Source organism: Pseudomonas sp. OIL-1 (genome assembly GCF_010669185.1).
Lineage (GTDB): Bacteria > Pseudomonadota > Gammaproteobacteria > Pseudomonadales > Pseudomonadaceae > Halopseudomonas > Halopseudomonas profundi.
Genome location: NZ_CP048629.1, coordinates 222,745 through 248,341 on the forward strand (window position 1 = coordinate 222,745; position 25,597 = coordinate 248,341).

Annotated in this window: 22 protein-coding genes; 4 read left to right on the top strand and 18 right to left on the bottom strand. The window is 59.9% G+C overall.

Annotated features, from left to right (window positions below; all coding sequences use genetic code 11):
* Window positions 1–28 precede the first annotated feature (28 nt).
* Genes G3M63_RS01065 through G3M63_RS01080 form a run of 4 tightly spaced genes read right to left on the bottom strand, consistent with a single transcriptional unit; the run spans window position 29 to window position 2,914 of the window.
* Entirely contained in the window at window positions 29–541 is a 513-nt protein-coding gene (locus G3M63_RS01065) for a dihydrofolate reductase (RefSeq protein WP_163981627.1), read from the bottom strand.
* Window positions 538–1,332 (bottom strand): thymidylate synthase, encoded by a 795-nt coding sequence (locus tag G3M63_RS01070; protein ID WP_163981628.1) that lies wholly within the window; start codon window positions 1,330–1,332, stop codon window positions 538–540. The genes G3M63_RS01065 and G3M63_RS01070 overlap by 4 nt, the downstream gene beginning before the upstream one ends.
* Window positions 1,316–2,122, bottom strand: coding sequence for a prolipoprotein diacylglyceryl transferase (gene lgt, locus G3M63_RS01075; protein ID WP_150300333.1), 807 nt, complete (start codon window positions 2,120–2,122; stop codon window positions 1,316–1,318). Before lgt ends, G3M63_RS01070 begins: the two co-directional genes overlap by 17 nt.
* Before the next feature lie 9 nt (window positions 2,123–2,131).
* Window positions 2,132–2,914: a sulfite exporter TauE/SafE family protein gene (locus G3M63_RS01080; protein WP_163981629.1), complete on the bottom strand. Its 783-nt coding sequence runs from the start codon at window positions 2,912–2,914 to the stop codon at window positions 2,132–2,134.
* A gap of 500 nt (window positions 2,915–3,414) precedes the next feature.
* On the opposite strand from G3M63_RS01080, the gene G3M63_RS01085 reads away from it, so the two are divergent.
* Complete coding sequence (locus tag G3M63_RS01085; protein WP_163981630.1) at window positions 3,415–4,164, top strand: NRDE family protein; 750 nt, start codon at window positions 3,415–3,417, stop codon at window positions 4,162–4,164.
* Between the two features lie 12 nt (window positions 4,165–4,176).
* Here G3M63_RS01085 and ptsP read toward each other — a convergent pair whose 3' ends face one another.
* Together ptsP and G3M63_RS01095 are read right to left on the bottom strand one after the other, a co-directional pair.
* On the bottom strand, window positions 4,177–6,444 hold the full coding sequence (gene ptsP / locus G3M63_RS01090) for a phosphoenolpyruvate--protein phosphotransferase (protein ID WP_150300329.1): 2,268 nt from the start codon (window positions 6,442–6,444) through the stop codon (window positions 4,177–4,179).
* A gap of 2 nt (window positions 6,445–6,446) precedes the next feature.
* Window positions 6,447–6,938 carry an RNA pyrophosphohydrolase gene (locus G3M63_RS01095; protein WP_150300349.1) on the bottom strand — a complete coding sequence of 164 codons (492 nt, stop codon included), beginning with the start codon at window positions 6,936–6,938 and terminating at the stop codon, window positions 6,447–6,449.
* A 144-nt stretch (window positions 6,939–7,082) separates the two neighbouring features.
* On the opposite strand from G3M63_RS01095, the gene G3M63_RS01100 reads away from it, so the two are divergent.
* The gene (locus tag G3M63_RS01100; protein WP_163981631.1) at window positions 7,083–7,739 is read left to right on the top strand and encodes an HAD family phosphatase; all 657 of its coding nucleotides are present in this window, start codon (window positions 7,083–7,085) and stop codon (window positions 7,737–7,739) included.
* Window positions 7,740–7,908: 169 nt separating this feature from the next.
* On the opposite strand, the gene G3M63_RS01105 is transcribed toward G3M63_RS01100, so the two are convergent.
* Window positions 7,909–9,102: a class I SAM-dependent rRNA methyltransferase gene (locus G3M63_RS01105; protein ID WP_163981632.1), complete on the bottom strand. Its 1,194-nt coding sequence runs from the start codon at window positions 9,100–9,102 to the stop codon at window positions 7,909–7,911.
* Window positions 9,103–9,358: 256 nt separating this feature from the next.
* Here G3M63_RS01105 and G3M63_RS01110 point away from each other — a divergent pair, with 256 nt between their 5' ends.
* Entirely contained in the window at window positions 9,359–9,871 is a 513-nt protein-coding gene (locus G3M63_RS01110; RefSeq protein WP_163981633.1) for a glycine cleavage system protein R, read from the top strand.
* A 19-nt stretch (window positions 9,872–9,890) separates the two neighbouring features.
* On the opposite strand, the gene G3M63_RS01115 is transcribed toward G3M63_RS01110, so the two are convergent.
* Window positions 9,891–10,181, bottom strand: a complete 291-nt coding sequence (locus G3M63_RS01115; RefSeq protein WP_150300325.1) for an encapsulin-associated ferritin-like protein — start codon at window positions 10,179–10,181, stop codon at window positions 9,891–9,893.
* 108 nt (window positions 10,182–10,289) lie between these two features.
* A complete protein-coding gene (locus tag G3M63_RS01120) occupies window positions 10,290–11,120 on the bottom strand; it encodes an SDR family oxidoreductase (protein ID WP_218573635.1) in 831 nt (276 codons plus the stop codon).
* Window positions 11,121–11,313: 193 nt separating this feature from the next.
* Between G3M63_RS01120 and G3M63_RS01125 the strand changes: the two genes are divergently transcribed.
* The gene (locus G3M63_RS01125; RefSeq protein WP_163981634.1) at window positions 11,314–12,525 is read left to right on the top strand and encodes an MFS transporter; all 1,212 of its coding nucleotides are present in this window, start codon (window positions 11,314–11,316) and stop codon (window positions 12,523–12,525) included.
* 40 nt (window positions 12,526–12,565) lie between these two features.
* Here G3M63_RS01125 and G3M63_RS01130 read toward each other — a convergent pair whose 3' ends face one another.
* The 9 genes from G3M63_RS01130 to G3M63_RS01170 all read right to left on the bottom strand — a co-directional run bounded on the left by G3M63_RS01130 (window position 12,566) and on the right by G3M63_RS01170 (window position 25,574).
* Window positions 12,566–13,570 (bottom strand): ArsJ-associated glyceraldehyde-3-phosphate dehydrogenase, encoded by a 1,005-nt coding sequence (locus G3M63_RS01130; protein ID WP_163981635.1) that lies wholly within the window; start codon window positions 13,568–13,570, stop codon window positions 12,566–12,568.
* 331 nt (window positions 13,571–13,901) lie between these two features.
* On the bottom strand, window positions 13,902–14,612 hold the full coding sequence (gene arsH, locus G3M63_RS01135; RefSeq protein WP_163981636.1) for an arsenical resistance protein ArsH: 711 nt from the start codon (window positions 14,610–14,612) through the stop codon (window positions 13,902–13,904).
* A 68-nt stretch (window positions 14,613–14,680) separates the two neighbouring features.
* Entirely contained in the window at window positions 14,681–16,393 is a 1,713-nt protein-coding gene (gene mgtE, locus G3M63_RS01140) for a magnesium transporter (protein ID WP_218573636.1), read from the bottom strand.
* A gap of 144 nt (window positions 16,394–16,537) precedes the next feature.
* Window positions 16,538–19,423 carry an aminomethyl-transferring glycine dehydrogenase gene (gene gcvP, locus G3M63_RS01145; protein WP_163981637.1) on the bottom strand — a complete coding sequence of 962 codons (2,886 nt, stop codon included), beginning with the start codon at window positions 19,421–19,423 and terminating at the stop codon, window positions 16,538–16,540.
* A 308-nt stretch (window positions 19,424–19,731) separates the two neighbouring features.
* Entirely contained in the window at window positions 19,732–20,112 is a 381-nt protein-coding gene (gene gcvH / locus G3M63_RS01150) for a glycine cleavage system protein GcvH (RefSeq protein ID WP_163981638.1), read from the bottom strand.
* A 26-nt stretch (window positions 20,113–20,138) separates the two neighbouring features.
* On the bottom strand, window positions 20,139–21,224 hold the full coding sequence (gcvT, locus tag G3M63_RS01155; protein ID WP_163981639.1) for a glycine cleavage system aminomethyltransferase GcvT: 1,086 nt from the start codon (window positions 21,222–21,224) through the stop codon (window positions 20,139–20,141).
* Between the two features lie 221 nt (window positions 21,225–21,445).
* On the bottom strand, window positions 21,446–23,050 hold the full coding sequence (locus G3M63_RS01160) for an iron ABC transporter permease (RefSeq protein ID WP_150300346.1): 1,605 nt from the start codon (window positions 23,048–23,050) through the stop codon (window positions 21,446–21,448).
* Window positions 23,051–23,255: 205 nt separating this feature from the next.
* Window positions 23,256–24,257, bottom strand: coding sequence for an extracellular solute-binding protein (locus tag G3M63_RS01165; protein ID WP_150300318.1), 1,002 nt, complete (start codon window positions 24,255–24,257; stop codon window positions 23,256–23,258).
* A gap of 69 nt (window positions 24,258–24,326) precedes the next feature.
* Window positions 24,327–25,574, bottom strand: coding sequence for an FAD-dependent monooxygenase (locus G3M63_RS01170; RefSeq protein WP_163981640.1), 1,248 nt, complete (start codon window positions 25,572–25,574; stop codon window positions 24,327–24,329).
* Between the last annotated feature and the right edge of the window lie 23 nt (window positions 25,575–25,597).

The following is a 25,597-nucleotide window of genomic DNA, read 5'->3' on the forward strand; positions in this document are numbered from 1 at the left end:
GCCCCGGAATCTCCTCGAATATCTGCTTTCAGACCCGATCAAGCACCTGATAACGGTGCGCCGGGTAATCCTCTCCCGCCGCTACGGCCCGCTCCTCGACCAGTTTCCACTGCTCATCGGGCAATTCCGGGAACCAGGCATCGCCATCAGGTTCAGCCTCGACCAGGGTGAGGTAAATGCGGTCGGTCTGGCCAAGCATCTGCTCATAGAGGTTGGCGCCGCCGATGATCATGATTTCATCGACGCTATCCAGCTCGGCCTGATTCCTGGCCGCAGACAATGCCTCCTCCAGCGAACCCGCTACCTTGGCGCCCGGCAGCTCAAGATTCGGCTGGCCTGACACGACGATATTGGTGCGGCCCGGCAACGGTCGCCCGAGCGAATCGAACGTCTTGCGGCCCATGACGATCGGCTTGCCCCAGGTCATGCTGCGGAAATACTTCAGGTCCTCCGGCAGATGCCAGGGCAACTGATTGTCGCGCCCGATCACCCGGTTAAGCCCCATGGCAGCGATCATGGCAACGCGCACAGACTTCGTCATACGGCCACCGGCGCCTTGATGTGCGGATGCGCTTCGTAGTTCTGCAGACTGAAGTCTTCAAACTGGAAAGCGAATAAGTCGGTCACCTCGGGATTGAGCACCATCCGCGGTAGCGGGAAAGGATCGCGGGTCAGCTGCAGGTCAGTCTGCTCGATATGGTTGGCATACAGATGGCAATCACCCCCGGTCCAGATGAATTCACCCGGCTCAAGCTGGCATACCTGGGCAACCATCAGCGTGAGCAAGGCGTAGCTGGCAATATTGAAGGGCACGCCGAGGAAGATATCCGCCGAGCGCTGATACAACTGGCAGCTCAGCTTGCCGTCAGCCACGTAGAACTGGAACAACGCGTGACAGGGCGGCAGCGCCATATCGTCAACCAGCGCGGGGTTCCAGGCCGAGACGATCAGGCGTCGGGAGTCGGGGTTGCCGCGGATCATATCGAGCAGCTTGCTGATCTGATCAATCGACTCACCGTTCGGCGATGGCCAGGAACGCCATTGATAACCGTATACCGGCCCGAGATCACCGTTTTCATCGGCCCAGTCATCCCAAATCGAAACGCCGTTGCGCTTCAGATAAGCGATATTGGTGTCGCCCTGCAGGAACCACAGCAGCTCATGGATAATCGACTTCAGGTGGCACTTCTTGGTGGTGACCAGCGGGAAGCCTTCAGCCAGGTCAAAGCGCATCTGATGGCCAAACACACTGTAAGTGCCGGTCCCGGTACGGTCGCTCTTGAAGGTCCCGTGTTCGCGGACCAGGCGCATCAGGTCAAGATACTGTTTCATGCTTTACATCCCCTTTGCTGTAGGCCCACCACATCATTGCAGCGCCGATCAGGATCATTGGAATACACAGCAGCTGACCCATGGTCAGCCAGCCGAAGGCAAGGTAGCCCAGGTGCGCGTCCGGCTCGCGGAAGAATTCCACGATAAAGCGGAACACGCCATAGCAGATACCAAAGAGTCCGCTCACCGCCATGGTAGGGCGCGGCTTGCGCGAATAGATCCAGAGGATGGCAAACAAGGCCACGCCCTCCAGCGCGAACTGATAGAGCTGCGAAGGATGCCGCGCCAGCTGCAGCGGGTCGGTGGGGAACACCATCGCCCAGGGCACGTCACTAGGCTTGCCCCACAACTCGGCATTGATGAAGTTGCCGATGCGACCTGCTCCCAGCCCGATAGGCACCAGCGGTGCGATGAAGTCCATCAGTTCGAAGAAGCGCTTGTTGTTGCGGCGGCCGAACCACCAGACCGCCAGCAATACTCCGATCAGACCGCCGTGGAAGGACATGCCGCCCTTCCAGATCTGCACCATGAGTGTCGGATCCCGGATATAGGAGGCCAGATCGTAGAACAGGATATAGCCGAGCCGGCCTCCGGCAATCACCCCCAGGGCTACCCAGAACACCAGGTCAGAGAGTTTCTCGCGGGACCAGTCGGGCGCGAAGCTATCGAGGCGTCGACCGGCCAGCCACCAGGCGCCGCCAATACCGACGAGGTACATCAGGCCATACCAGTGGATCTGTAACGGGCCGATCGACAGCGCAACCGGATCGATTTGCGGGTAAGTCAGCATTGGAATTCCCTAGATTAAAAAATTGATGCCGACACACACCAGCAGCAGCGCAAACAGGCGCTTCAGCAACCGCTGGGACAGCTTATGGGCAAGACGGGCACCGAACCCGGCGAACAGCATGCTGGTCGCGGCAATACCTATTACCGCCGGGAGATAGACATAGCCAACCGACCACTCCGGCAATGGCTCGGCGCTCCAGCCAGTCCAGATGAAACTGATAGCGCCGGCTACAGCAATCGGCAGGCCGCAGGCGGAGGACGTCGCCACGGCCTGTTGCATGGGCACGCTTCGCCAGACCAGGAAAGGCACGGTGAGCGATCCACCGCCAATACCGAAGATCGCCGAGGCCCAACCGATCACACCGCCAGCCGCAGTCAGACCAGGTTTGCCCGGCACGTCCGTGCTGGCCCTGGGCTTCAGTTCGAAAAACATCTGAACGGCGATGGTCAGGGCAAATACACCGATGATTTTCTGTAGCAAGGGACCGGCCAGCAGCGCAGCGGTAAAGGCGCCCAGAATAGTACCGAACACGATTCCCACGGCCATCCAGGCGAACAATGACCAGCGCACCGCCCCCTTGAGATGGTGTGCGCGGATGGCATTGATAGAGGTGAACGCAATGGTCGCCAGCGAGGTACCTACCGCCATATGCGTAAGCACCTCGGGTGAGAAGCCCTGGACAGTGAAACTGTAGACCAGCACCGGCACGATGATCATGCCGCCGCCGACACCAAACAGGCCCGCCAGGGTGCCGGCAAAGCCGCCCAGCACAAGATAAATCAGAAATTCCACCGTTTTTACCGCTCCTGATCTTCACTAAAAGCCGCGCCACCGGGCACCGCTCACAAGCCGGCTAGTGTACTTGAAAATGGCCGCGTTTCCCCTCCCCGCATTGCCCGGGCTACACTGCCCTAGGGTCTGTTGCCGTTTCATCGCGGCCGCGACGGAGGTCCGTTTAGTGCAGAACAAGGCGCGAGGAGTGAAGTTTGTTCAACACATCCATGTGCTTCACCCCTGCGGGGCTTGCGCACAAAAACGCTCCAGGCGTTTTTGTGGTTATTCCAAATAAGCGACGAGTAACGCAGGGCTGCGCTAAACGGACCCCGTCCCTTCGGGTGGGGCCGCCTAGGTTGCGTGGCAAATGACGCCATGCGGCGTTGCGGGATTTGGCAAGGGAACAACCATTACCTGCGTCCCGCGCCTTGCGGATCGCCGCCCGGCCTGGCGCCATTTGACACAGCAACGCGGCTCACGATGAAACGGCAACAGACCCTACACATTGGAGACGATCTATGTGCCTGATTGCTTTTGCCTGGCAGACCGCTGGACAGCCGTTAGTAATGCTAGCCAACCGTGACGAATTCCATGCCCGCCCTACCCGCGCGGCTGCCTTCTGGGACGAGGAAGGTCAGCCTGATCTGCTCGCCGGCAAGGATCTCGAAGCCGGCGGAACCTGGATGGGCGTTACCCGCGCAGGCCGCTTTGCGGCGCTTACCAATATCCGTTCCCCGGGCGCGCGTCAGGGCCCCCGCTCACGCGGTGAACTGGTGACCCGCTATCTTGCTGACGATCAGCACCCCGAGGCGTTTCTTGCTCAGCTAAAAGAGCAACTGGACGACTACGCCGGCTTCAACCTGCTGGTCGGCGACCGCGAGCAGCTGTGGCACCTCAACAGCCGCGACGGGCGTTGCACTGCATTGCAACCTGGCGTTTACGGATTATCCAATGATTCGCTCGATTCAGCCTGGCCGAAGCTTGAAGCCTTACGCACCCGACTTGCCAGCGCCCCTGCAAACGCTGACGCCGAGCTACTCCTGGAGCTGTTGGCAGACAGCCAGCGATACCCTGACGACCAGCTACCACACACGGGTATAGACCCTGACTGGGAGCGCGCCCTGTCTGCCGCGTTTATTGTCGGCGACACCTATGGCACCCGTGCCAGCACGCTTTTGCGCATTGATCAGGACGGTGGAATTGAATTCAGGGAACGCCGCTTTGGACCTATGGGAGCCAGGCTTGGCGATTCAACCTGGGCATTATGATGGCAAGCAGGCTCAGCGTGCCTGGGTAAGCACCTTGCCCAATCCCATATTGCGTAGCGCCAGGTGCAGGGTGCTCTGTACCAGATAGGGATTATCCAGCTCGATAACCTCGTCGAGTAAAGCCTTGGCATCACTGAGACGGATCTGGCGTAGCAACCACTTGACCTTGGGCAGGTTGGTGGCGTTCATCGACAGTACATCGCAGCCCATTGCCATTAAAAGAACCGCCGCTGCCGGATCACCGGCCATCTCACCGCACACACTCATCGGCTTGCCGGCGATGCGACAGGCTGATGCAATCTTGACCAGCGCCTGGAGCACAGCGGGATGCAGCGAATGGTACAGATCGGCGACCCGCGGGTTGTTGCGATCCACCGCCAACAGATATTGCGTCAGGTCATTGGTACCAACTGACAGGAAGTCGACCATCTGCACCAGTTCACGCGCCTGGTACACCGCTGCGGGTACTTCGATCATCACACCGACTGGGGGCATATGCACCTTCACCCCTTCATCGCAGACTTCGCTGTAGGCGCGGTGGATCAGGTGCAGCGCTTCTTCCACCTCGTACACACTGCTGATCATCGGCAGCATGATGCGCAGATTGTTCAACCCTTCGCTGGCCTTGAGCATGGCGCGCGTCTGAACCAGGAATATCTCGGGATGATCGAGCGTCACCCGGATACCACGCCAGCCAAGGAAGGGATTGTCTTCCTTGATCGGAAAATACGTCAGCGCCTTGTCGCCGCCAATGTCCAGGCTGCGCATGGTCACGGGCAACGGGTGAAATGCTTCCAGCTGCCCGCGATAGGTCGCCTGCTGCTCCTTCTCGCTGGGGAAACGATCCTGAATCATGAAGGGCACTTCAGTGCGATACAGCCCTACCCCTTCTGCGCCGCGATCAAGCGATCTGGCCACATCGGCCAGCAAACCGGTGTTCACCCACAGCGGCATGCGGTGCCCGTCGAGTGTGACACAAGGCGCCTCGTTGAGCTTCTCAAGCCCCTGGATCAGCTCCCGCTCTTCACGCACCAGTTCATAGTAGTGGCGACGCAACTCCGGAGACGGGTTGGAATAGACCTCACCATGGTTGCCGTCGACGATCAGCTCCATGCCGTCAACCCGGGTATAGGGCAGATCTACTGCACCCATCACCGTGGGGATTCCCATTGCGCGGGCCAGAATCGCAACGTGCGAGCTACCCGAGCCGAGTACCGAGACCAGTCCGACCAGTTTTTCCTTCGGCACTTCGCCCAGCATCACCGGGGACAGTTCTTCACTGACAAGAATAGTGTTGTCGGGGAATACCAGCTCCCGCTTGCCGGCTTCCTGCAGGTACGCAAGAATCCGGCGCCCCAGATCCTTGACGTCCGAAGCCCGCTCGCGCAGGTAGGGATCGTCCATCATTTCGAAACGATTGACGTGGGCATTCACTACATCGCGCAGCGCGCCCTGTGCCCATTGACCGTTGCGAATGCCGGTTGAAATCTCGTTACCCAGGGCGGAGTCGTCCAGCATCATCTGATATACATCAAACAGCGCCAGCTCTTCAGGACGCAACTGTGACGACAATCTGCGCGATAGCGCCTGCATATCCTGGCGCACCGCCTCGAGGGCGCGCTTGAGCAACGCCAGCTCCGCATCCAGGTCGGCAACGGGCTTGTCTGGAACCGAGCCCAGATCCGCCGGCGGCAATACCACCACGGCCTGGCCGATGGCGACGCCGGGTGCGCCGGGCACCGCTACGAAACGGGTATCCTGAACGGCTTCGCCACCCCAGCCGAGCCCACGAATCGAACCGGTCGCTTCGGCATGGGCAATCACCCCGGCGAGCTGGGCGCTCATGGTCACCAGGAAGGATTCTTCGCTCTCATCAAACTGCCTACGCTCTTTCTGCTGCACCACCAATACGCCCATCACCCGACGGTGATGGAGGATGGGCACACCCAGGAAGGAGGCGAAGCGCTCTTCGCCGGTTTCGGCAAAATAGCGGTATTTGGGATGGGAGGCTGCGTCTTCGAGGTTGACCGGCTCTTCGCGATTGCCCACGTGACCAACCAGGCCTTCATTGCTGGCCAGGCTGACCCGGCCCACAGCGTCCTGGTTGAGGCCTTTGGTTGCCATCAGAACGTATCGTCCGGCACCAGGCTCGAAAAGATAGACAGAGCACACTTCAGTGCCCATGGTTTCGCGGACCTGCGCAACGATGATGTTCAGGGCTGTCGACAAGTCTTTTGCCGAGTTGACCTCCTGAACGATGCGCCGCAGCGTGGTCAGCATGCTCAACATTCCGTCAGCTCACCAATGGGTAGTCGCGGCGCCAGTTCTTTCATGGCGCGGCGGTAGACATCCCGTTTGAAGGCCACCACCTGCCCTAGCGGATACCAGTAGCTGACCCAGCGCCAACCGTCGAATTCAGGTTTGGGGGTTTTAGTCATGCAGACGCGCGCCTCATCGGTCTTGAGCCGCAACAGGAACCACTTCTGTTTCTGACCCACGCAAATGGGTTGCGAATGACTGCGGATAAGCCGCTGCGGCAGACGGTAGCGCAGCCAGCCGCGGGTACAGGCCAGGATCTCGACGTCCTCGGGCATCAGCCCGACCTCCTCGTGCAGCTCGCGATAGAGGGCCTGTTCCGGACTCTCGTTGCGTTGAATCCCGCCCTGGGGAAACTGCCAGGCGTCCTGACCGATTCTTCGCGCCCATAGCACCTGCCCCAACCCATTGGTCAGGATAATGCCTACATTTGGACGGAAACCATCGGGGTCAATCACAGCCTTGATCCTTGCTCGGGTGTCACCGCATTGTTCCACAAAGACGCGCAGCGCAGCAATTGCATAAATGGTCTGCAGCTCAAGCATTTGCCGTGCGCCTGGATTATCCTTGTGGCCTTCATCCCAACCTTACAGGAGTGCCCCGTGCCACTGGCCATTTTCGACCTCGACAACACACTGCTCGGTGGTGACAGCGATCACGCCTGGGGCGAGTTCGTCGTCGCTCAGAACATTGTTGATGCCGCGATCTATCAGGAGCGCAATGATCAGTTTTTCAACGATTATCTGGCCGGGCGGCTGGATATAGAGGTGTACCTGAACTTCTGCCTGCAGATGCTCGCCGAACATCCGGAGGAGCAACTGGATACCTGGCACCAGCAATTCATGAAGGAAGTAATCGATCCGATTATGCTGCCGAGGGCCATCGAGCTGATCGAACAGCACCGTCAGGCGGGGGACACGCTGATGATCATTACCGCCACCAACCGTTTCGTCACCGGCCCGATCGCTGCCAGGCTCGGCATCGACATTCTGCTCGCCACCGAATGCGAGCGCATCGACGGACGTTACACCGGCAAAACGACCGATATACCCTGTTTCCGGGAAGGCAAGGTCACGCGTCTGGAGCGTTGGCTTGGGGAGAATGATGAAAGCCTGGACGGGGCGTGCTTTTACAGCGACTCGTACAACGACCTGCCGCTGCTGGGCATGGTTGATCGCCCCGTGGCGGTTGATCCGGACGAGAAACTGCGTGCCCATGCGAAGGATCGGGGCTGGGAGATAATCAGTCTGCGTGACTGAGTACTGCTGTTATCAACAGAAGGACGGGGCGTCCTGCGGCCGCCATCGCGCCGGGTCGGCCCTCCTACAATGAGCAGCGAGTCGCGCAGCATAGCGTGGAAGGCAATCGGGACGCCGAAGCGCAGTTCGACGTCCCGACATCACTCGCCTATCTGCCAAAAACGCTGGATCAGACCGGCAGCACCCGGCAGAAAAACGCCTTGATATAGCCTGTTTCCGGTATCGCCGGATGCAGTGGATGGTCCGGACCCTGAAAGCCGCGCTCAGCGATGATCAGATGCCGATCCAGGTGGCGGCTGCCGGCGAGCAAGGTGTCGCGCAGCCGGTCTTCGGCCAGGTGCATCGAGCAGGACGCCGAAACCAGAATACCGTCTTTGTTCAGCAAGCGCATGGCTTGCTCGTTCAGTCGGCGATAAGCCGCTTCGCCATTACGGATATCCTTGCGCTTCTTGATGAAGGCCGGCGGATCAGCAATCACTACGTCAAACTTTTCACCGCCTGATTTCAGCTCGCGCAAGGCGTCCATTACGTCACCTTCAACCACCGCCATCCTGTCCGCCACGCCGTTCAGCGAGGCGTTATGTTCGACCAGATCCAGCGCCGGTGCTGAACTGTCCACGCACATCACCTCGCTGGCCCCGAACGCGGCTGCCTGCACGCCCCAGCCACCGATATAGCTGTACAGATCCAGCACGCGCTTACCGGCAACATAGGGCTGCAAACGAGCGCGATTCATACGGTGATCATAGAACCAACCGGTTTTCTGCCCTGTCCATACCGGCGCTTCGAAATGCACGCCGTTCTCCTCCAGCGCCACTCGCTCCGGCATTTCACCATGCACCGCCTCGACCACTGAAGGCAAGCCTTCCGCAGCACGTGCAGCACCGTCATTCTTGAACAGAATACCGGCCGGCTTGAAGACCTGCACCAGCGCCTCGATGATGGCCTCGCGCACCCGCTCCATACCCGGGGTAGCAATCTGTACCACGAGATAGTCGGCAAACCGGTCAACCACCAGGCCCGGCAACAGGTCGGAGTCGCCATAGACCAGACGATAAAATGGCTTGTCGAAGAGCTTTTCACGCAGGCTCAGCGCGATCTTGAATCGATGGACCAGCAGCGACTTGTCCAGCGGTGCGCTGGCGTCACGGCTGTGCAGTCGGGCACAGATCAGATTGTTCGGGCTGACGGTAGCCAGCCCCAGAAACTTGCCCGTACTGGTTTCAATGCGAACTTCCTGCCCCGACTCAAGCACCGTGAGAGGAGTCTGGGCTGTATCTACCTCATTACTGAACACCCAGAGGTGTCCGCCTTTTATACGGCGATCACTGTTGGATTTCAGACGCAGACTAGGGAGATTCATTGCGGACTCCTGGATGATGGATCGGCAGAACATTCTGTCGGGGCCGCATTATACAGATGGCGGGCCTGCAATTGTCTGGAGATGTGTGCGAGGCTGTTGCCAGCGATCCGGGTGATCAGACGGAACGAGCCGACACCCAGCGCCTCGAATATCGCAGCCGGTGCGATTATGCTGTTCAGACCCCGGATCAGCTTGGCACACCCGGTGCCTGACGCCCAACCGCTACCTACATCATGCACGTAACAGGAGCCCGACCATGAACACTCCGCTCGTACTGACAGTCATATCCGCCGACAAACCCGGCCTGGTGGAAAGCGTGGCTCAGACCATCAACCAGCACGGCGGCAACTGGCTGGAGAGCCGCATGTCACGCATGGCCGGTCAGTTTGCCGGGATATTGCTGGTGGATATTGCTGAAGACAGAGTTGAACCCCTGCGGGTTGACCTGGAAGGCCTGACCAGCCTGGGCATCAATGTGCAGGTGGCAATCAGCGGCCAGGCTGAGCAGCCCGAACAGCAGGGTTTAAAGCTGAACCTGGTGGGCAATGACCGGCCGGGAATAGTGCGTGAGGTTTCAGGAGTACTGGCGCGACATGGCGTCAATGTCGAAGAATTGGTCACCGAGTGCGCGCCTGCACCCATGAGTGCAGACGTGCTGTTCAAGGCCGAGGCTCGCCTCGGCGTGTATCCCCAGACAGATCTGGTTGCACTGCGCAACGATCTGGAAAACCTGGCTGACGATCTGATGGTTGAGCTGACCGACCTCTGAGTACCGGGCCGGCGCCTGCTCAATCGTGCTCGAGCGAGGCGTCACTCTTGAACAGATACTTGCGCAGCTGCTCATCAAAAGCGGGATCACGCCGGCGAATCCATTCGAGCACCATCGCCGCGTGCTCCTTCTCCTCGTCGCGATTGTGCTCCAGCAACCCGCGTAATTCGTCGTCCTTACAGGCGTCCATTCGCTGGTTATACCAGTCGACGGCTTCGAGTTCCTCCATCAGCGATACCAGCGCACGATGCATATCGCGGGTCTTGTCGGTCAGCTCTGCTATGGGCTCGTGGTAGCCTTCGTTGGACATGTGTCCCCCCTGTTTTCTGTTGGTCTTGGTCACCCTCAGACTGCCAAACGCCAGGTTAGTGCCGCATACGAAACTTCCAGGGCGCAGCAGGATGGCCAGGCAGGCCAGTCAACGTCCGATGTAGCCGGGGTTGAAGATGACCTCGTCACCCTTGATCAACTCGAAGATATCCCGGGCCGGGATCGCCGGGTCTTCCCAGTCCGCAGCGCGATCCTCTTTAGAGGCCAGGGGGCCTACCGAGTGCTTGCTGATCTGGGTACGCATGCCGCCCGGTGCGGCGACAAACACCTTGATATTATCTTCCTTGAGCTCCACAGCAACGCTCTGGAACAGTCCATGGATGGCGTGCTTGCTGCCTGCGTAGTGACCAAGCCCCGAGGGCGCAGCGCGCATGCCGAGAATCGACGAAACATTGAGAATGGTTCCGCCGCCCTGTTTACGCATGATCGGAATCACCCGCTGGGTGAGATCTGCATAAGCCCAGTAATTGACCTCAAACATATGCTTGGCCTGGCCAATGTCCATTTGTTCAAGCGTCGCGAGATAGGAATAGCCGGCGTTATTGAACAGATAGTCGATGCGTCCGTAGTGCTCCATCGCCGCCTCGATCACCCGTGGGCGCTGCTCCGGGTCTGCCAGGTCGGCGTCCACTACAACTGCTTCGCCACCCTGAGTACGGATCTGCTCGGCCAGCTGCTCGGACGACGCCGGGCGCATATCGACCAGTACCAGGCGCATGCCTTCCTTAGCTCCCAACAAGGCGAGTTCGCGGCCCAGACCATGGCTGGAACCGGTGATGATCGCGACCTTGCCGCGCATTGTGGCTTCCTCTGCCTGCGCCGGGTCGGCGACTAGCAGAGGGAGAGATAACAGCAGGCTGATGAAGAACGCAGGGATCCATCTGCCGGTAACAACCATGGAAGGCGATAAGCAGGTCATGGGTGTCTCCTTGAACAATAACGTGCCGGACCGACAATGAAACATTTCGAAGTGGCCTTGTCGAGAAAGTTCAAAGTCAGCTGACTTTTAGTCGAGCCGCGCACAGCTTTGCCGGTCGCCTGGATAGATGGCCTGAATACCTTGTTACATGCGTCTTGGGCGGGACCCTTGCGGTATCCTCAAAGCTGGATTGATGTCGGCTTCCAACGTTGAGGCAACCGTATTGAACCGTAATCTTCTTGCACTCACTACAGCCACCTGTGCAATAGGCACCCAGACATTCGTGTTCGCTGGGCTGCTGATAGAACTGGCGGCCGACTTCGGCATCAGCGCCACGACTGGCGGTTATCTGGCCGCAGCCTACGCCTTGACGTACGCCATCACAGCGCCCTTCATTGCCCTGCGAACCGGTCAGCTGGAGCGACGGCGTCTGCTCTGGACGGCACTTGCCGTGCTTGGATGTATCAATCTGCTCGCCTCGCTGGCTGGAACCTTCAGCCAGCTGATCGGCCTGCGTATCCTTGCCGGGCTGGCGGCCACCCTGGTCATCCCCGTGGTGCCGGCGGTCGTGGCCAGCCTGTTTCCGCCGGAAAGGCGCGCTTCGGCCCTGGCGACAGTCATGGGCGGCATGGTCATTGCGTTCCTGTTCGGCATGCCCGCCGGGAGCCTCATTGGCGGACATTTCGGCTGGCGCTCGACCTTCCTGCTCGCGGCGGCGCTGTGCTTTACCTCCGCGGCGGCCATTCGATTCACCTTGCCGCGCATCGTCAGCCAGGATCAAACCGGTTGGGCGCTATTGTTAAAGGGCTGGCAACCCTCAGTGCGGCGGCTGCTACTGATGACGCTGACCGCGTTCAGCGCGACCTTCTGTGTGATCCCTTATATCGCGCCGGTGATGGAAACCATCATCGGCAGCACCGACAAGGTGGCCTTGTCACAGATGCTGGTTGGCGTCGGGGCGATATGCGGCATCAGCATCGCGGGCAGGTTCGCGTCGCCAGATCGCGCCGGCCAGCTACTCAGGCTCATCTTCGTGATTATCGCGCTGACCCAGCTGCTCTATCTCTGCTCGATGCTGTGGCTCACCGGGCTCGGCCTGTTCAGCTGGCTCGGCATGGGATCGGCGGTATTGCTGGGCTCGTGCGCGCTGTTCACCCTGAGCCCGCTGGTCCAGGCGCAACTGATGGAGGCCGCGCCTGAAGCCAGACAGGTGGTGATGGCGCTCAACGGCTCGATGATGTTTCTCGGCCAGGGCGCTGGCGCAGCTCTGGGCGCGCAGGTGACCCAGATGTTCTCACTGCCCATGATCGGCCTGGCTGGCGTGCTGGTCGCAATGATCGGGCTGGCCAGCGCCTATCGGCTGCAACAATCGAGCGGGACTACAACAAGCCAGCCTGCGGGTTGAGCATCCGGCCCTCGCCCTTGGCCAGGCAGCACCAAGCCAGCTAATCCGCGCTGCCGACCAGCCGTGCCAGCTCCATGGTGCGGTTGGCATAGCCCCACTCATTGTCATACCAGGCATAGACTTTCACCTGGGTGCCGTTGATCACCATGGTCGACAGCGCATCGACGATCGAGGAGCGTGGGTCGGTCCGGTAGTCGATGGAGACCAGCGGGCGTTCTTCATAACCGAGAATCCCTTTCAGCTCACCCGCGGCAGCTGCCTTGAACCAGGCATTCACCTGCTCGGCGGTGGTGGACCCTTCCATCTCGAACACACAGTCGGTAAGCGATGCATTGGCGATAGGCACGCGTACGGCCTGACCGTTGAGCTTGCCCTTCAGCTCGGGAAATATCTCAGCGATGGCCGCTGCCGACCCGGTACTCGTCGGTATCAGGCTCAAGCCGGCCGCGCGGGCCCGGCGTATGTCCTTGTGCGGCCTGTCGAGCACACCCTGACTATTGGTCGGCCCGTGAATGGTGGTGATAGAGCCGTGACGTATGCCGAGCTGTTCGTGCAGTACCTTGACCACTGGCGCCAGGCAATTGGTGGTGCAGGAAGCGGCACTGACCACGCGGTGCTGCGCCGGGTCAAAAAGATGCTCATTTACACCCAGGACGATGTTCAAAGCGCCTTCATCCTTCACCGGCGCGCTGACGACGACGCGCCTGACGCCCTGGTCCAGATAGCCCTGCAACGCTGACATTTTCTTGTTCACACCGCTGGATTCGATCACCACATCGCAGCAGGACCAGTCGGTATCCGCAATCGCGCGGTTGGCGGTCAGCCTTACTTCCCTGCCACCAATAGCCAGGCCAGCGGCCTGCGCTCCGGCTTCATGCTGCCAGCGGCCATGTATGGAATCAAAATTGAGCAGATGAGCGTGGGTCGCAGCGTCGCCGGACGGATCGTTGATCTGCACAAACTCAACATCCGGCCAGTCCCATGCAACACGAACCGCCAGTTTGCCGATACGGCCGAAACCGTTTATGCCTACCTTGATGGTCATACTTGCCCCCTGAAAAAGATTCAGTCGGCCCACCAGGCGGCGGGCCTCATCAGCAAGTATGGACCTAGGGAAGAGCTGAACAATTCCTTGCGCTCTCTGGCTTTCAGGCTGGTTCGCAATCGAGGCGCGGTTTTGAAGGCATGCCGGGGCCTGTCGAGAAACCGCAACGACGAGTGCGGGTCAGCCTGAAAGCCCCGAAGGGCGTGGCCTGAAGCGCGCACCTGCTGCGTTGTGCTTCTTGTTAAGGGCTACGGCCATTGACTGCGAAGCACGCCTTGCATCTGCACGCTTCAGGTCACGCAGAGAATGCAAGGAATTGTTCAGCGCTTCCCTAAATATTGCGTTGATTTACCCGTCGGGAAAGTTCTTCGGCCGACTCCTTGCGCTCGGAATAGCGGTCCACCAGGTAGTCGCTCTTGCCGCGGAGCAACAGTGTGAACTTCATCAGTTCCTCCATGACATCCACCACTCGATCATAATAGGCCGAAGGCTGCATACGATCCGCCTCGTCAAATTCCATGAAGGCCTTGGGCACCGAGGACTGATTGGGGATGACCACCATGCGCATCCAGCGCCCAAGCACACGCATCTGATTCACTGCATTGAAAGATTGCGAACCACCACTGACCTGCATCACAGCCAGCGTCTTGCCCTGCGTCGGTCGCACTGCGCCGAGAGACAGCGGAACCCAGTCGATCTGCGCCTTGAACACCGCCGTCATGGCCCCGTGGCGTTCAGGTGAGCACCACACCTGTCCTTCGGACCATTGCATCAGATCGCGCAGTTCCTGCACCTTGGGATGGTCTACAGGCGCATCATCTGGCAGTGGCAGGCCGGACGGATCGAAGACCCGGGTATCGGCCCCGAGCCGCTGGAGCAGCCGTTCAGCCTCAAGGACCAGCAATCGGCTGAAGGAGCGCTCCCGGGTGGAGCCGTACAGCAACAGGATTCGTGGGGGAGCGTCGGTCTGCAGGGGGCCGCCAAGCCGGTCAGTGTCGGGTGGTGGGAGCAGATCGTCATTCAAGGCAGGTAGTTCAGACATGAGGGCCTCCGATTGTGGGATCGTTCGATCTTACAGGAGGCCCTGACGGCCATCGACAAACAGTTGGGTTACAGCAACAGCAGCGTGGCCAGACCGAGAAAGGCAAAGAAGCCGACAACATCAGTTACCGTGGTGAGAATAACGCTGCCGGCCAGCGCCGGATCGATACCGAAGCGTTGCAGAATCAGCGGAATAGCGAGCCCAGCCAGCGCTGCACAGAGCAGGTTGAGCAGGACCGCCGCACCGATAATGCCGCCAATTTGCAGACTGCCAAACCAGACATAAGCCAACGCGGCGACCACCACCGCCCAGATCAGACCGTTAAGCAGGCCGATGCCCATTTCCTTGCCAAGTAGCACCTTGGCATTGCCGCCCTCCACTTGCCCCAGCGCCAGGCCGCGAATCACCAGCGTCAGCGTCTGGCTGCCGGCAATCCCGCCCATACTGGCGACGATCGGCATCAACACTGCCAATGCGACGATCTGTTCAAGCGTGCCCTGAAACTGTCCAATCACCCACGCCGCAAGGAAGGCGGTTGCCAGATTGATTGCTAACCACACGGAGCGCCGGCGGGTACTGGTCAGCACCGGGGCGAACATATCGGTCTCGTCATTCAGACCTGCCATGTTCATCAATGCTCGCTCAGAGTGCTCGCGGATGATGTCCATCACGTCATCCACGGTGATGCGCCCGAGCAGGCTGCCCTGTTCGTCCACGACGGCCACCGAGAGCATGTCCAGGTCCTCGAATCGCCGCGCAACGTCCTGGCTCGACATCTGCACATTCAGCGCTTCGAAATCTTCGTCCATGACTTCGCGAACCTTGGCCTCCGGCGCACTGGTGACCAGACGGCTCAGGCGCAGCACGCCGAGATAGTGATTGTTACGATCGACGACCATCAACTTGTCGGTATGGTCCGGCAGATCCTCGAGCAGGCGCAGATAACGCTGGATCGAGCTGATCTGTACATCGGCGCGCACGGCGATATGGTCGATGTTCATCAGTCCGCCGGCCGACTCCTCCGGATAGGACAACATCGACACCAGCTGTTTGCGCTTGCGCTCGTCCATCGACAACAGCAGGCGGCGGCCACGGCCATGCGGTAGCGCCTGGATCAGGTCCACCAGGTCATCCAGGTCGAGCTTGCGAACGGACGCAATCAGCTCGTCCTCGCCCATTTCCAGCGCCAGCCTGGCGCGTACTTCCTCATGCAGCTGGACCAGGATCTTGCCGGCGCGCTCACTATCCAGCATTTCCCAGACGGCACTACGTTCCGGCGGTGGCAGCGCCTCCAACAGGCCAGCGGCCTTGGCCGGATGCATATCACGAAAGACTTTGCCGACGCGCTTGAATTTGCCGGCTTCCAGCGCTTCCCGCACGCGGCCTATCTGGGTGGACTCGACCTTGTCCTGTTGCAGCACCTGCTCGAGCTCATCAAAATGCGGTTCACGCTGCAGCTCCAATGCGAGCTGCGGCCCGAGGTGACCAAGAATGGCTGCCTCGTTTTCATCCGAGACCTGCTGCCACACCGCGTGCCGATCAGCTGGCGGAAGCACTTCGAGCAGACTGGCGATCTTGGCCGGATGAATATCACGCAGCAGCTTACGCAGCTTCTTGCGCTTGCCTTCGGCCAGAGCGGTGTAGATGCCATCAAACTCGGTCGGGGTAATTTCAGGCGGCGTTTCGGTCATGGCAGCGGAGCTCGAGTCATACATGGAACGGCGGAAGCACAACAATACCATGCCAACCGGCGGTCGCAGCGGCTGCAATTGCTGATGCAAGCTCGCTACCTAGGGGTGTAGAGCGCCCGCTCTACGCCAAGCTTTCGACGGCCAGGCCTGTCGGCGCGTCCGAACGCGGCCCGAGCCGCACGCCACCCCGGGGAAGACCAACATTCCCGCGCGCTAGCCGCGGGAAGAATGGGTTCAGTCTTCGTAGGCCTCGATCGGCGGGCAGGCGCAGAACAGATTGCGATCACCGTAGACGTTGTCGATACGATTCACGCTGGGCCAGAACTTGTTCGCCGCCACCCAGGGCCGCGGGAACACAGCCTGTTCAACTGAATAGCTCCGCTCCCATGTGCCGGTGATGTCCGCCAGGGTGTGCGGTGCGTTGTGCAGCGGATTATCTTCGGCACTCCACTCGCCCTTTTCCACGCGGCTGATCTCACTGCGAATGGTCAGCATTGCATCGATGAAACGATCCAGCTCGACCTTGGACTCACTTTCGGTCGGCTCGATCATCAGCGTGCCCGCTACCGGGAAGGACATGGTCGGCGCATGAAAGCCGAAATCCATCAAGCGCTTGGCAACGTCTTCCTCAGTGATACCGGAAGCCGCCTTGAGCGGGCGAATGTCGATGATGCATTCATGCGCAACGCGCCCGTTACGACCGCTGTAAAGCACCGGATAGGCTTCGCCCAGGCGCTTGGCCAGATAATTGGCATTGAGAATCGCCGTCTGGGTCGCGCTACGCAATCCCTGCGCACCCATCAGCGCGATGTAGGTCCAGCTGATCGGCAGGATGCTTGCGCTGCCCCAGGGTGCCGCACTCACTGCGCCATTGCTCGGATCGGGCCCTTCCAATGGCACGACGGGATGGTTCGCTACGTAGGGTGCCAGGTGCGCCTTCACGCCGATCGGCCCCATGCCGGGCCCGCCGCCACCGTGGGGAATGCAGAAGGTCTTGTGCAGGTTCATATGCGATACGTCTGCACCGATATCCGCCGGCCGCGTCGGGCCGACCTGAGCATTCAGGTTGGCGCCGTCCATATATACCTGGCCGCCATGCTTGTGGATGATCCGGCATATCTCGCCGATGCCTTCTTCATAGACCCCATGGGTAGATGGATAGGTAATCATCAGACAGGACAGATTGTCGGCATTATCCGCAGCCTTCTGCCGCAGGTCTTCGATGTCGACATTGCCCTGGTCATCGCAGGCGACCAGCACCACGCGCATGCTCGCCATCATTGCCGATGCCGGATTGGTACCGTGGGCGGATGTCGGAATCAGACAGATGTTGCGGTGTTCTTCGCCGTTGGCTTCATGGAACTTGCGGATCGCCAGCAGGCCGGCGTATTCGCCCTGAGCCCCGGAATTGGGCTGCATGCTGATTGCATCGAACCCGGTGATCGCGCGCAGCATTTCTTCCAGCTCGTCGAGCATCACCCGGTAGCCTTCGGCCTGCGCCAACGGAGCGAAGGGATGCAACTGAGCAAACTCGGGCCAGGTGATCGGGATCATCTCCGCCGTAGCGTTGAGTTTCATGGTGCATGAACCCAACGGAATCATTGAGTGATTCAGCGCCAGGTCCCTGTTCTCCAGCGACTTGATGTAGCGCAGCATTTCCGTTTCGGAGTGGTAGCTGTTGAACACCGGATGCGTGAGGAAGGCTGACTGCCTGCGCAACGCCGCCGGAATGCCCACCTCGCTGTTTATTACCTGGGCATCCAGCGCGGCGACATCAACTGCCTCACCGTCACTGGCGAACACCGCCAGCAGTTTCTCAACCGTTTGCCGGGTGCTGGATTCGTCCAGGCTGACGCCCAGCGAATCGGCGTCGATCATCCGCAGATTGATGCGCGCCTGGCGAGCACGCTCGACAATTTCCCTGGCCTTGCCAGGCACCTTGAGCGTCAGCGTGTCGAAGAAATGCGAATTGGCGCGCTGGATGCCCTTGGCTTCCAGACCGGTTGCAAGAATGGCAGTGAGGCGCTGAACCCGCTCGGCAATGGTCTTGAGCCCCTCCGGGCCGTGGTAAACCGCATAGAAGCTGGCGATGTTGGCCAGCAGAACCTGCGCGGTACAGATATTGGAGTTGGCCTTCTCGCGGCGGATATGCTGCTCGCGCGTCTGCAACGCCATGCGCAACGCCCGGTTGCCACGGGTATCGACCGAAACGCCGATAATCCGGCCAGGCATTGCGCGTTTGAACGTATCACGCGTGGCAAAGAAGGCGGCGTGCGGTCCGCCATACCCCATGGGCACGCCGAAACGCTGGGCCGAGCCGAACACAACGTCAGCGCCAAGCTCTCCGGGAGGCGTCAGCAATACCAGACTGAGCAGGTCGGCTGAGACGCAGGCCAATGCCTTTTGAGCATGCACGGCATCAATCAGCGGCTTGAGGTCATTGATCTCGCCCCAGGTATTGGGGTACTGGAACAGCGCGCCGAACACTTCGTACTGATCGAGATTGGCGACGTCATCCACCGCCAGCTCGAAGCCGAATGCTTCGGCACGGGTGCGCACCACGGAGATAACCTGCGGGTGGCAGTCATGATCAACGAAGAACAGGTTGCTCTTGTTCTTGGCAACCCGCTTGGCCAGCGCCATGGCTTCGGCCGCAGCGGTGGCTTCATCCAGCAGCGACGCACTGGCCAGTTCCATACCGGTCAGATCTATAGTCAATTGCTGGAAGTTCAACAGGGCTTCCAGACGACCCTGGGCGATTTCGGGCTGGTAGGGTGTGTAGGCGGTATACCAGCCGGGATTTTCCAGCACGTTGCGCAGGATCACATTGGGTAGCAGTGTCCCGTGATACCCCATGCCAATACACGAGGTGAACACCTCGTTGCGGCTGGCCACACCTTTCAGGTAAGTCAGCACTTCGGCCTCGCTACGCGGGCCCGCCATATCCAACGGCTCTTTCCGCAAAATGCTTCCAGGTACCGTCTGGCTAATCAGCTCGTCCAGTGACGCGACGTCCAGCGTCTCCAGCATCGCCTGCTGTTCAGCCGCATCAGGGCCAATATGGCGGCGGATGAAGTCGTCTGTCTGTTCCAGATCGGTAAGGCTTGGTGCATTGCTCATGGGGTTACCTGTTGAAGATAGGAAACGGTCGTGCATAGGGAATGGGACCACGCACGGGAAACGCGTTGGTGGCAGAGGGGCCTGGAGCTGTCACCCGCAGAATTGCGCGAAACTGCGGGGCGATTGCGCCGAGTCGCATCTGCTGAACACTGGAATCTTGCTGGCCGGCCTGGTCAATCAAGCCTGCTCCATGCGATCAGTCAGCGCTTCAGCCCGGCAATTGCCCGGCTGAAGCGCTACCCAACGCAGCCAGCCGATATTCGGAACCTGCTTGTAGTCCCGATACCGGTCTGGCCGCATCAACCAATTCAGATGGAAGCGCCGTACGCCTCTGCGTCCATCAGATTATCGAGCTCGCTGGTGTCAGTCGGCTTGATCCTGAAGAACCATGCGCCAGCGTAAGGCTCGCTGTTGACCAGCTCCGGCGTATCGCCCAGCGCTTCGTTGAAAGCGATAATTTCACCGCTGACAGGCGCGTAGATGTCCGACGCGGCCTTTACTGATTCGACCACTGCGCATTCTTCGCCAGCGGTAACCGTGCGGCCAACTTCAGGCAGTTCGACAAAGACCACGTCACCCAACAGGTCCTGAGCATGATCGGTAATACCGACTGTGATGGTGCCGTCTTCTTCCAGGCGGGACCATTCGTGGCTTGCAGCGTAACGCAGTTCGGCGGGGATATTGCTCATCGGGCTGTCCTCTAGAAAAGTGAAACTTATTCGAATAATGGCTTGCCGTTACGTACGAAGCCCGGCTTGATCACCCGTACGGCAAGCTGCTTGCCGCGGATTTCGACCTTCGCATGCTCGCCTGTGGCGCGCGGCACGCGAGCCAGCGCGATCGACACACCCAGCGTAGGGGAGAAGCTGCCGCTGGTAATCTCGCCTTCACCAATGCCATTCACAATCACCTTCTGATGGCTACGCAGCACAGCACGCTCGGATAACACCAGACCGACCAGTTTCGGCAAATCACCCGCATCACGCTGAGCTTCCAGCGCCTCACGGCCGATAAACTCGCGCTCGGCAGGTTCCCAGGCAACAGTCCAGGTCATGTTGGCGGCCAGGGGCGATACGCTCTCGTCCATATCGGAGCCATACAGATTGAGCCCGGCTTCCAGACGCAGCGTGTCCCGCGCGCCCAGACCGCATGGTTTGCTACCAGCGGCTACCAGGGCTTCCCATAACTCGGCAATCTGCTCAGCAGGCAATACGATTTCGAGGCCGTCTTCGCCGGTGTAGCCAGTGCGGGCAATAAACCAGTCGCCGTCGACCAGCCCCTGAAAGGGTTTGATGTCGTTGATCAGTGCGCCGCGGGTGTCGCTGACCACGCTGGCCGCCACTTCACGGGCCCGTGGGCCTTGCACAGCCAGCATTGCCAGATCAGAACGCTCGGTCAGCGTGACCGCAAATTCCTCGGCCTGGCTGTGCATCCAAGCCAGGTCTTTTTCACGTGTCGCCGCATTGACCACCAGGCGATAACCGTCCTGCATGAGATAGACAATCAGGTCGTCAATGACACCGCCCTGCTCATTCAGCATGGCGGTGTAAAGCGCCTTGCCGGCCAGCGACAGGCGGCCGACATCATTCGCCAGAAGATACTGAAGGTAGCCCTTCGCCTCGGTCCCGGTCACATCAACCACGGTCATGTGCGAGACATCGAACATACCCACATCGCGGCGGACGTAATGGTGTTCTTCGATCTGGGAGCCATAGTGCAATGGCATGTCCCAGCCACCAAAGTCGACCATCTTGGCACCGGCGGCGACATGCTGATCATACAGGGGAGTGCGCGAGCCCATTCAGTCTTCCTTAAATCAAGGGTGGTTCAGTGGGGGCGATTGTAGCCACAATCGGGCATCCTGTGCAGCCCTTGACCGGCACCGCCGATCAACAGCGTGGCGGAGATCGCGCGCCGCGGCGCGGCGAAGCCGCATACATCAGACTCTGGATGCGCCGCGGTCTGTCGCCATTGCCTGGCGATCCCACCCGGCAGGCACAAGCCGCTACGCAACGGCGGCGTCTATCGACGGCCGGACCGACGTATCAGCACAATCACCGGCAGCAAGCCGGCCAGTACCAGGGTCAGCGCCGGGAGCGAAGCGCGCTGCCAGTCACCTTCAGCGGTGAGACCATAAATCCGTACCGCCAGGGTGTCCCAACCGAATGGCCGCATCAGCAGCGTAGCGGGCATCTCCTTGAGCACATCCACAAATACCAACAGCGCGGCACTCAGCGCACCAGGTAGAAGCAGCGGCAGATAGACACGCCAGAATACCGCCCAGCCGGTCTGACCCAGGCTCTGTGCCGCCTCCGGCAGCGATGGGCGAATACGCGCCAACGAGGTATCCAGCGGCCCATGCGCAACGGCCATGAAGCGAATCAGATAGGCCAGCAGCAGAGCAAATACGCTGCCGAGCAGCAACTGTGATGGATTCTCCACCCCCAGCGCGTGACTGACCGGAATGATCAGTCTGTTATCAAGGAAACTGAAGGCAAACATGATTCCGACAGCCAGAACCGAACCCGGCAAGGCATAGCCGAGGTTGGCCAGCGCGACGGCACTGCGTACCCGCCGTATCGGTTGCAACCGTCTGGCCAGCACAACCAGTGTAGCCAGCGTCACGGTCATTACCGCCGCCATTGCACCCAGCATCAGGGTATTGCGGATCACGCCCCAATAGCGGCTATCCAGATCATGGATGCCGCTATTCACCAGCCAATAGATCAGCTGGCCAACCGGGATCACGAATGCCAGTGCCAGCACCAACAGACAAAAACCGGTGGCCAGCCAGGCCCGATAGCCTTTCAGGTGATACAGCGCGCCCTGCCTTGGCCGGTCGACGCCGGGAAAGCGCCTGCTGCCCTGCGCCCGACGCTCGAGAAACAACGCCATGAACACAAAGAGCAATAGCAGGCTCGCCAGTTGAGTAGCTGACTGCAGACTGAAAAAGCCATACCAGGTCTTGTAGATTGCCGTGGTGAAGGTGTCATAGTTGAACACCGACACTGCGCCGAAGTCCGCCAGGGTTTCCATGATTGCCAGCGCTGCGCCCGCGCCAATAGCCGGGCGCGCCATGGGTATCGCTACTCGCCAGAATCCTTGCCACGGCGTATGGCCGAGGATGCGTGAGGCTTCCATGAGCCCCTTCCCCTGCGCCAGGAATGCCCCGCGCGCCAGCATGTAGACGTAGGGATAGAACACTAGCGTAAGAACCAGCACCACCCCGGTTGTGGAACGGATGGAAAAGAACAAACGGAAATCGTTACCCAACCAGTCCCGCAGCAGGGTCTGGAAAGGGCCCGAAAAATCGAACAGCCCCACACTGACGAACGCCAGTACATAAGCAGGAATGGCAAAGGGCAGCATCAGCGCCCAGTCGAACAGACGCCTGCCAGGAAAGTCGCACAGACTGGTCAGCCAGGCCAGACTCACCCCCAGAGCAATCACTCCGACTCCGACACCCAGCACCAGTATCAGCGTATTGGTGATCAGACGTAACATCTGGGTCTGCAACAGGTGCCCCCAGATTGCCGGATCAACGGATTGCCAGCTGAGCACCAGAACCAGCAAGGGCATCATGACCAGCGCGGCGGACACATAGGCGATCAGCCGCCAGCGGGGCATATTGGAAATCGAACGATGGGGCACAGCCACTCCAGGAGATGTGCGAAACAAAAACGCCCGGTCATTTGACCGGGCGTGCAGTATATCGGGAAAACCTATCGGTGGCTTTCCGGTAGGGTCTGCTGCTGCGTCGTAGCGAACCGCGCTGCCGTGGCAAATACCGGCAGCACTCGCAGCCGCTACTGAACGTGGCTGACCCTCTGGCTTAATTCCAGCCCAGACGGTCCATCAGCATGATGGCTTCAGGCTGGCGACGGCCCGCCACCTCAACATTGATATTGTCCGCCTTGAAATCGCCCCAGGCTGCTACTTCCTTGGACGGCTCTATCGAATCGTTGGCAGGGAATTCCATGTTGATATCGACAAATACGCGCTGCGCTTCTTCGGTGGTCAACCACTCGATCAGCTTGAGCGCTTCTTCTGGCTGGTCAGCGTGCTTGGTTACGCCGGCACCGGAGATATTCACGTGAACGCCGCGGCCTTCCTGGTTCGGCCAGAACAGCGCGACTTTAACGCCCGGCTCTTCCTTGCTGAGACGGCCGAAGTAATAGCTGTTGACGATACCGACGTCGCACTGGCCAGCGTCAATCGCCTTGAGCAGAGAGGTGTCATCGGAGAAGACCGGAGCGGCCAGATTTGCCACCCAACCCTTGATGACTTCGCTGGTTTTCTCCGCGCCGATGGACTCGAGCATGGTGGCAACCAGTGACTGGTTATACACCTTTTTTGAAGTGCGCAGACACATGCGGCCCTTCCAGCTGTCATCAGCCAGTGCTTCGTAGGTGCTCAGCTCCTTCGGATCAACGCGCTCGGTTGAATAGGCGATAGTACGCGCACGCAGCGAAAGGCCAGTCCACTGTCCGCTCTCAGCGCGATACTGTGAAGGAATGTTGTCTTCGATCACCTTAGATTCCATCGGCTGAAACAGGCCTTGTTGCTCGGCCTGCCAAAGGTTGCCGGCGTCCACGGTCATGAATATATCCGCCGGGGTGTTGGCACCTTCGGCGCGCAAACGCGCCATCAAGGGGCCTTCGCGATCGGTGATGAACTTGATGTCGACGCCGGTGTTCTTGGTGTACAACTCGAACGCCGGCTCGATCAGATGCTCCTGACGGGAGGAGTAAACAACCAGCTCTTTGGCTTGGGCCAGACCAGTGAAGGCGGTCAGCGCGAGACTTGCGGCGACAATGGAACGCTTGGCAGACATGAAAGAGCCTCTCGTTAGGAATCAGAGGCCAGATGATAATGATTTCCGTTCCATGCCGCAATAAACAACTCAGCGCTGTTCGCGCAACTGCGGATCACGCGCGAGCTCAGGCAAATCCCCGGTCAGGCCCATGGCGCGCCGGATAATCCCGCCCTTGATCAGCTCTTGCCCGTCAAGCAGACGCATACCGGTATTTCGAATCCAGCGCAATGGCAAGGCATCAGCATCAAACAGTCGCTCAAAACCTTCCATCGCGGCCATCATTCCCAGATTGGCACCCATGCGCCTGCGTTCGTAACGTTGCAGCACCTGCAGTGAAGCGATGTCCTCGCCTCTTTCCAGTGCGGCAACCAGCACATCATAGAGCTCGGCGGCGTCCAGCAGGCCCAGATTGACACCCTGCCCCGCAAGCGGATGGATACTATGGGCCGCGTCACCAATCAGCACCAGTCCGGTGACTGCGTAGCGCTTGGCGTGGCGCTGGCGCAGGGGAATCCGACGTCTCGGATCGGCCGCCAGAATTTCGCCAAGCCGCCCTTCGAAGGCTTCCCCCAACTCACGCATGAAGGTCTCATCGTCCAACGCCATGATGTCGACGGCCCGATCAGGCTTGAGCGACCAGACAATCGAGCAGAAGTGTTCGCCGTCACGATCCGGAAGTGGCAGCAATGCCAGCGGCCCGCTCGGCAGAAAACGCTGCCAGGCAGTATCGTCGTGGGTTTTTTCGGTGCGCACCGTGGTCACGATTGCGTCATGCAGATAATTCCATTCGCGCATATCGAATCCGTACAGCTCGCGCACCTGGGACCGCGCGCCGTCGGCCGCCACGATCAGCGGCGCTGAAAACCGTTCCCCGCTGGCCAGCATCAAGCGCCAACCGTCGTCTTCCTGAACCAGGCCGTCCACACGCTGACCGCCGAACAGTGCCACCTCGGTATCAGCAAGACTGTCCAATAACGCCTGCTGGATACGATAGTTCTCGACAATGTGGCCAAGCCGCACTTCGCTAAGCGACGCCGCATCAAAGCTGACCTCGCCGGTGCCCTCTGCGTCCCATACGTGCATGTGCTGATAGGCGCAGCATGCCGACGCGGGAATCCGTTGCCAGACGCCGAGGTTGGCAAGGATATGCTCGGATGCAGCGCTCAGTGCGCTCACTCGCGGGTCGTACCCCGATCCAGTGAGCTGAAAGGGAATCGGTTCATCAAGCGGCATCGCGTCGATCAGCGCCACCTTGAGCTCGGTTTCGGCCAAGGCGCGCGCAAGCGTGGCGCCAACCATACCGGCACCCACGATAATCAGATCAAACTGCGCCATATGCGCCTCCGGTGGGTAAAGCT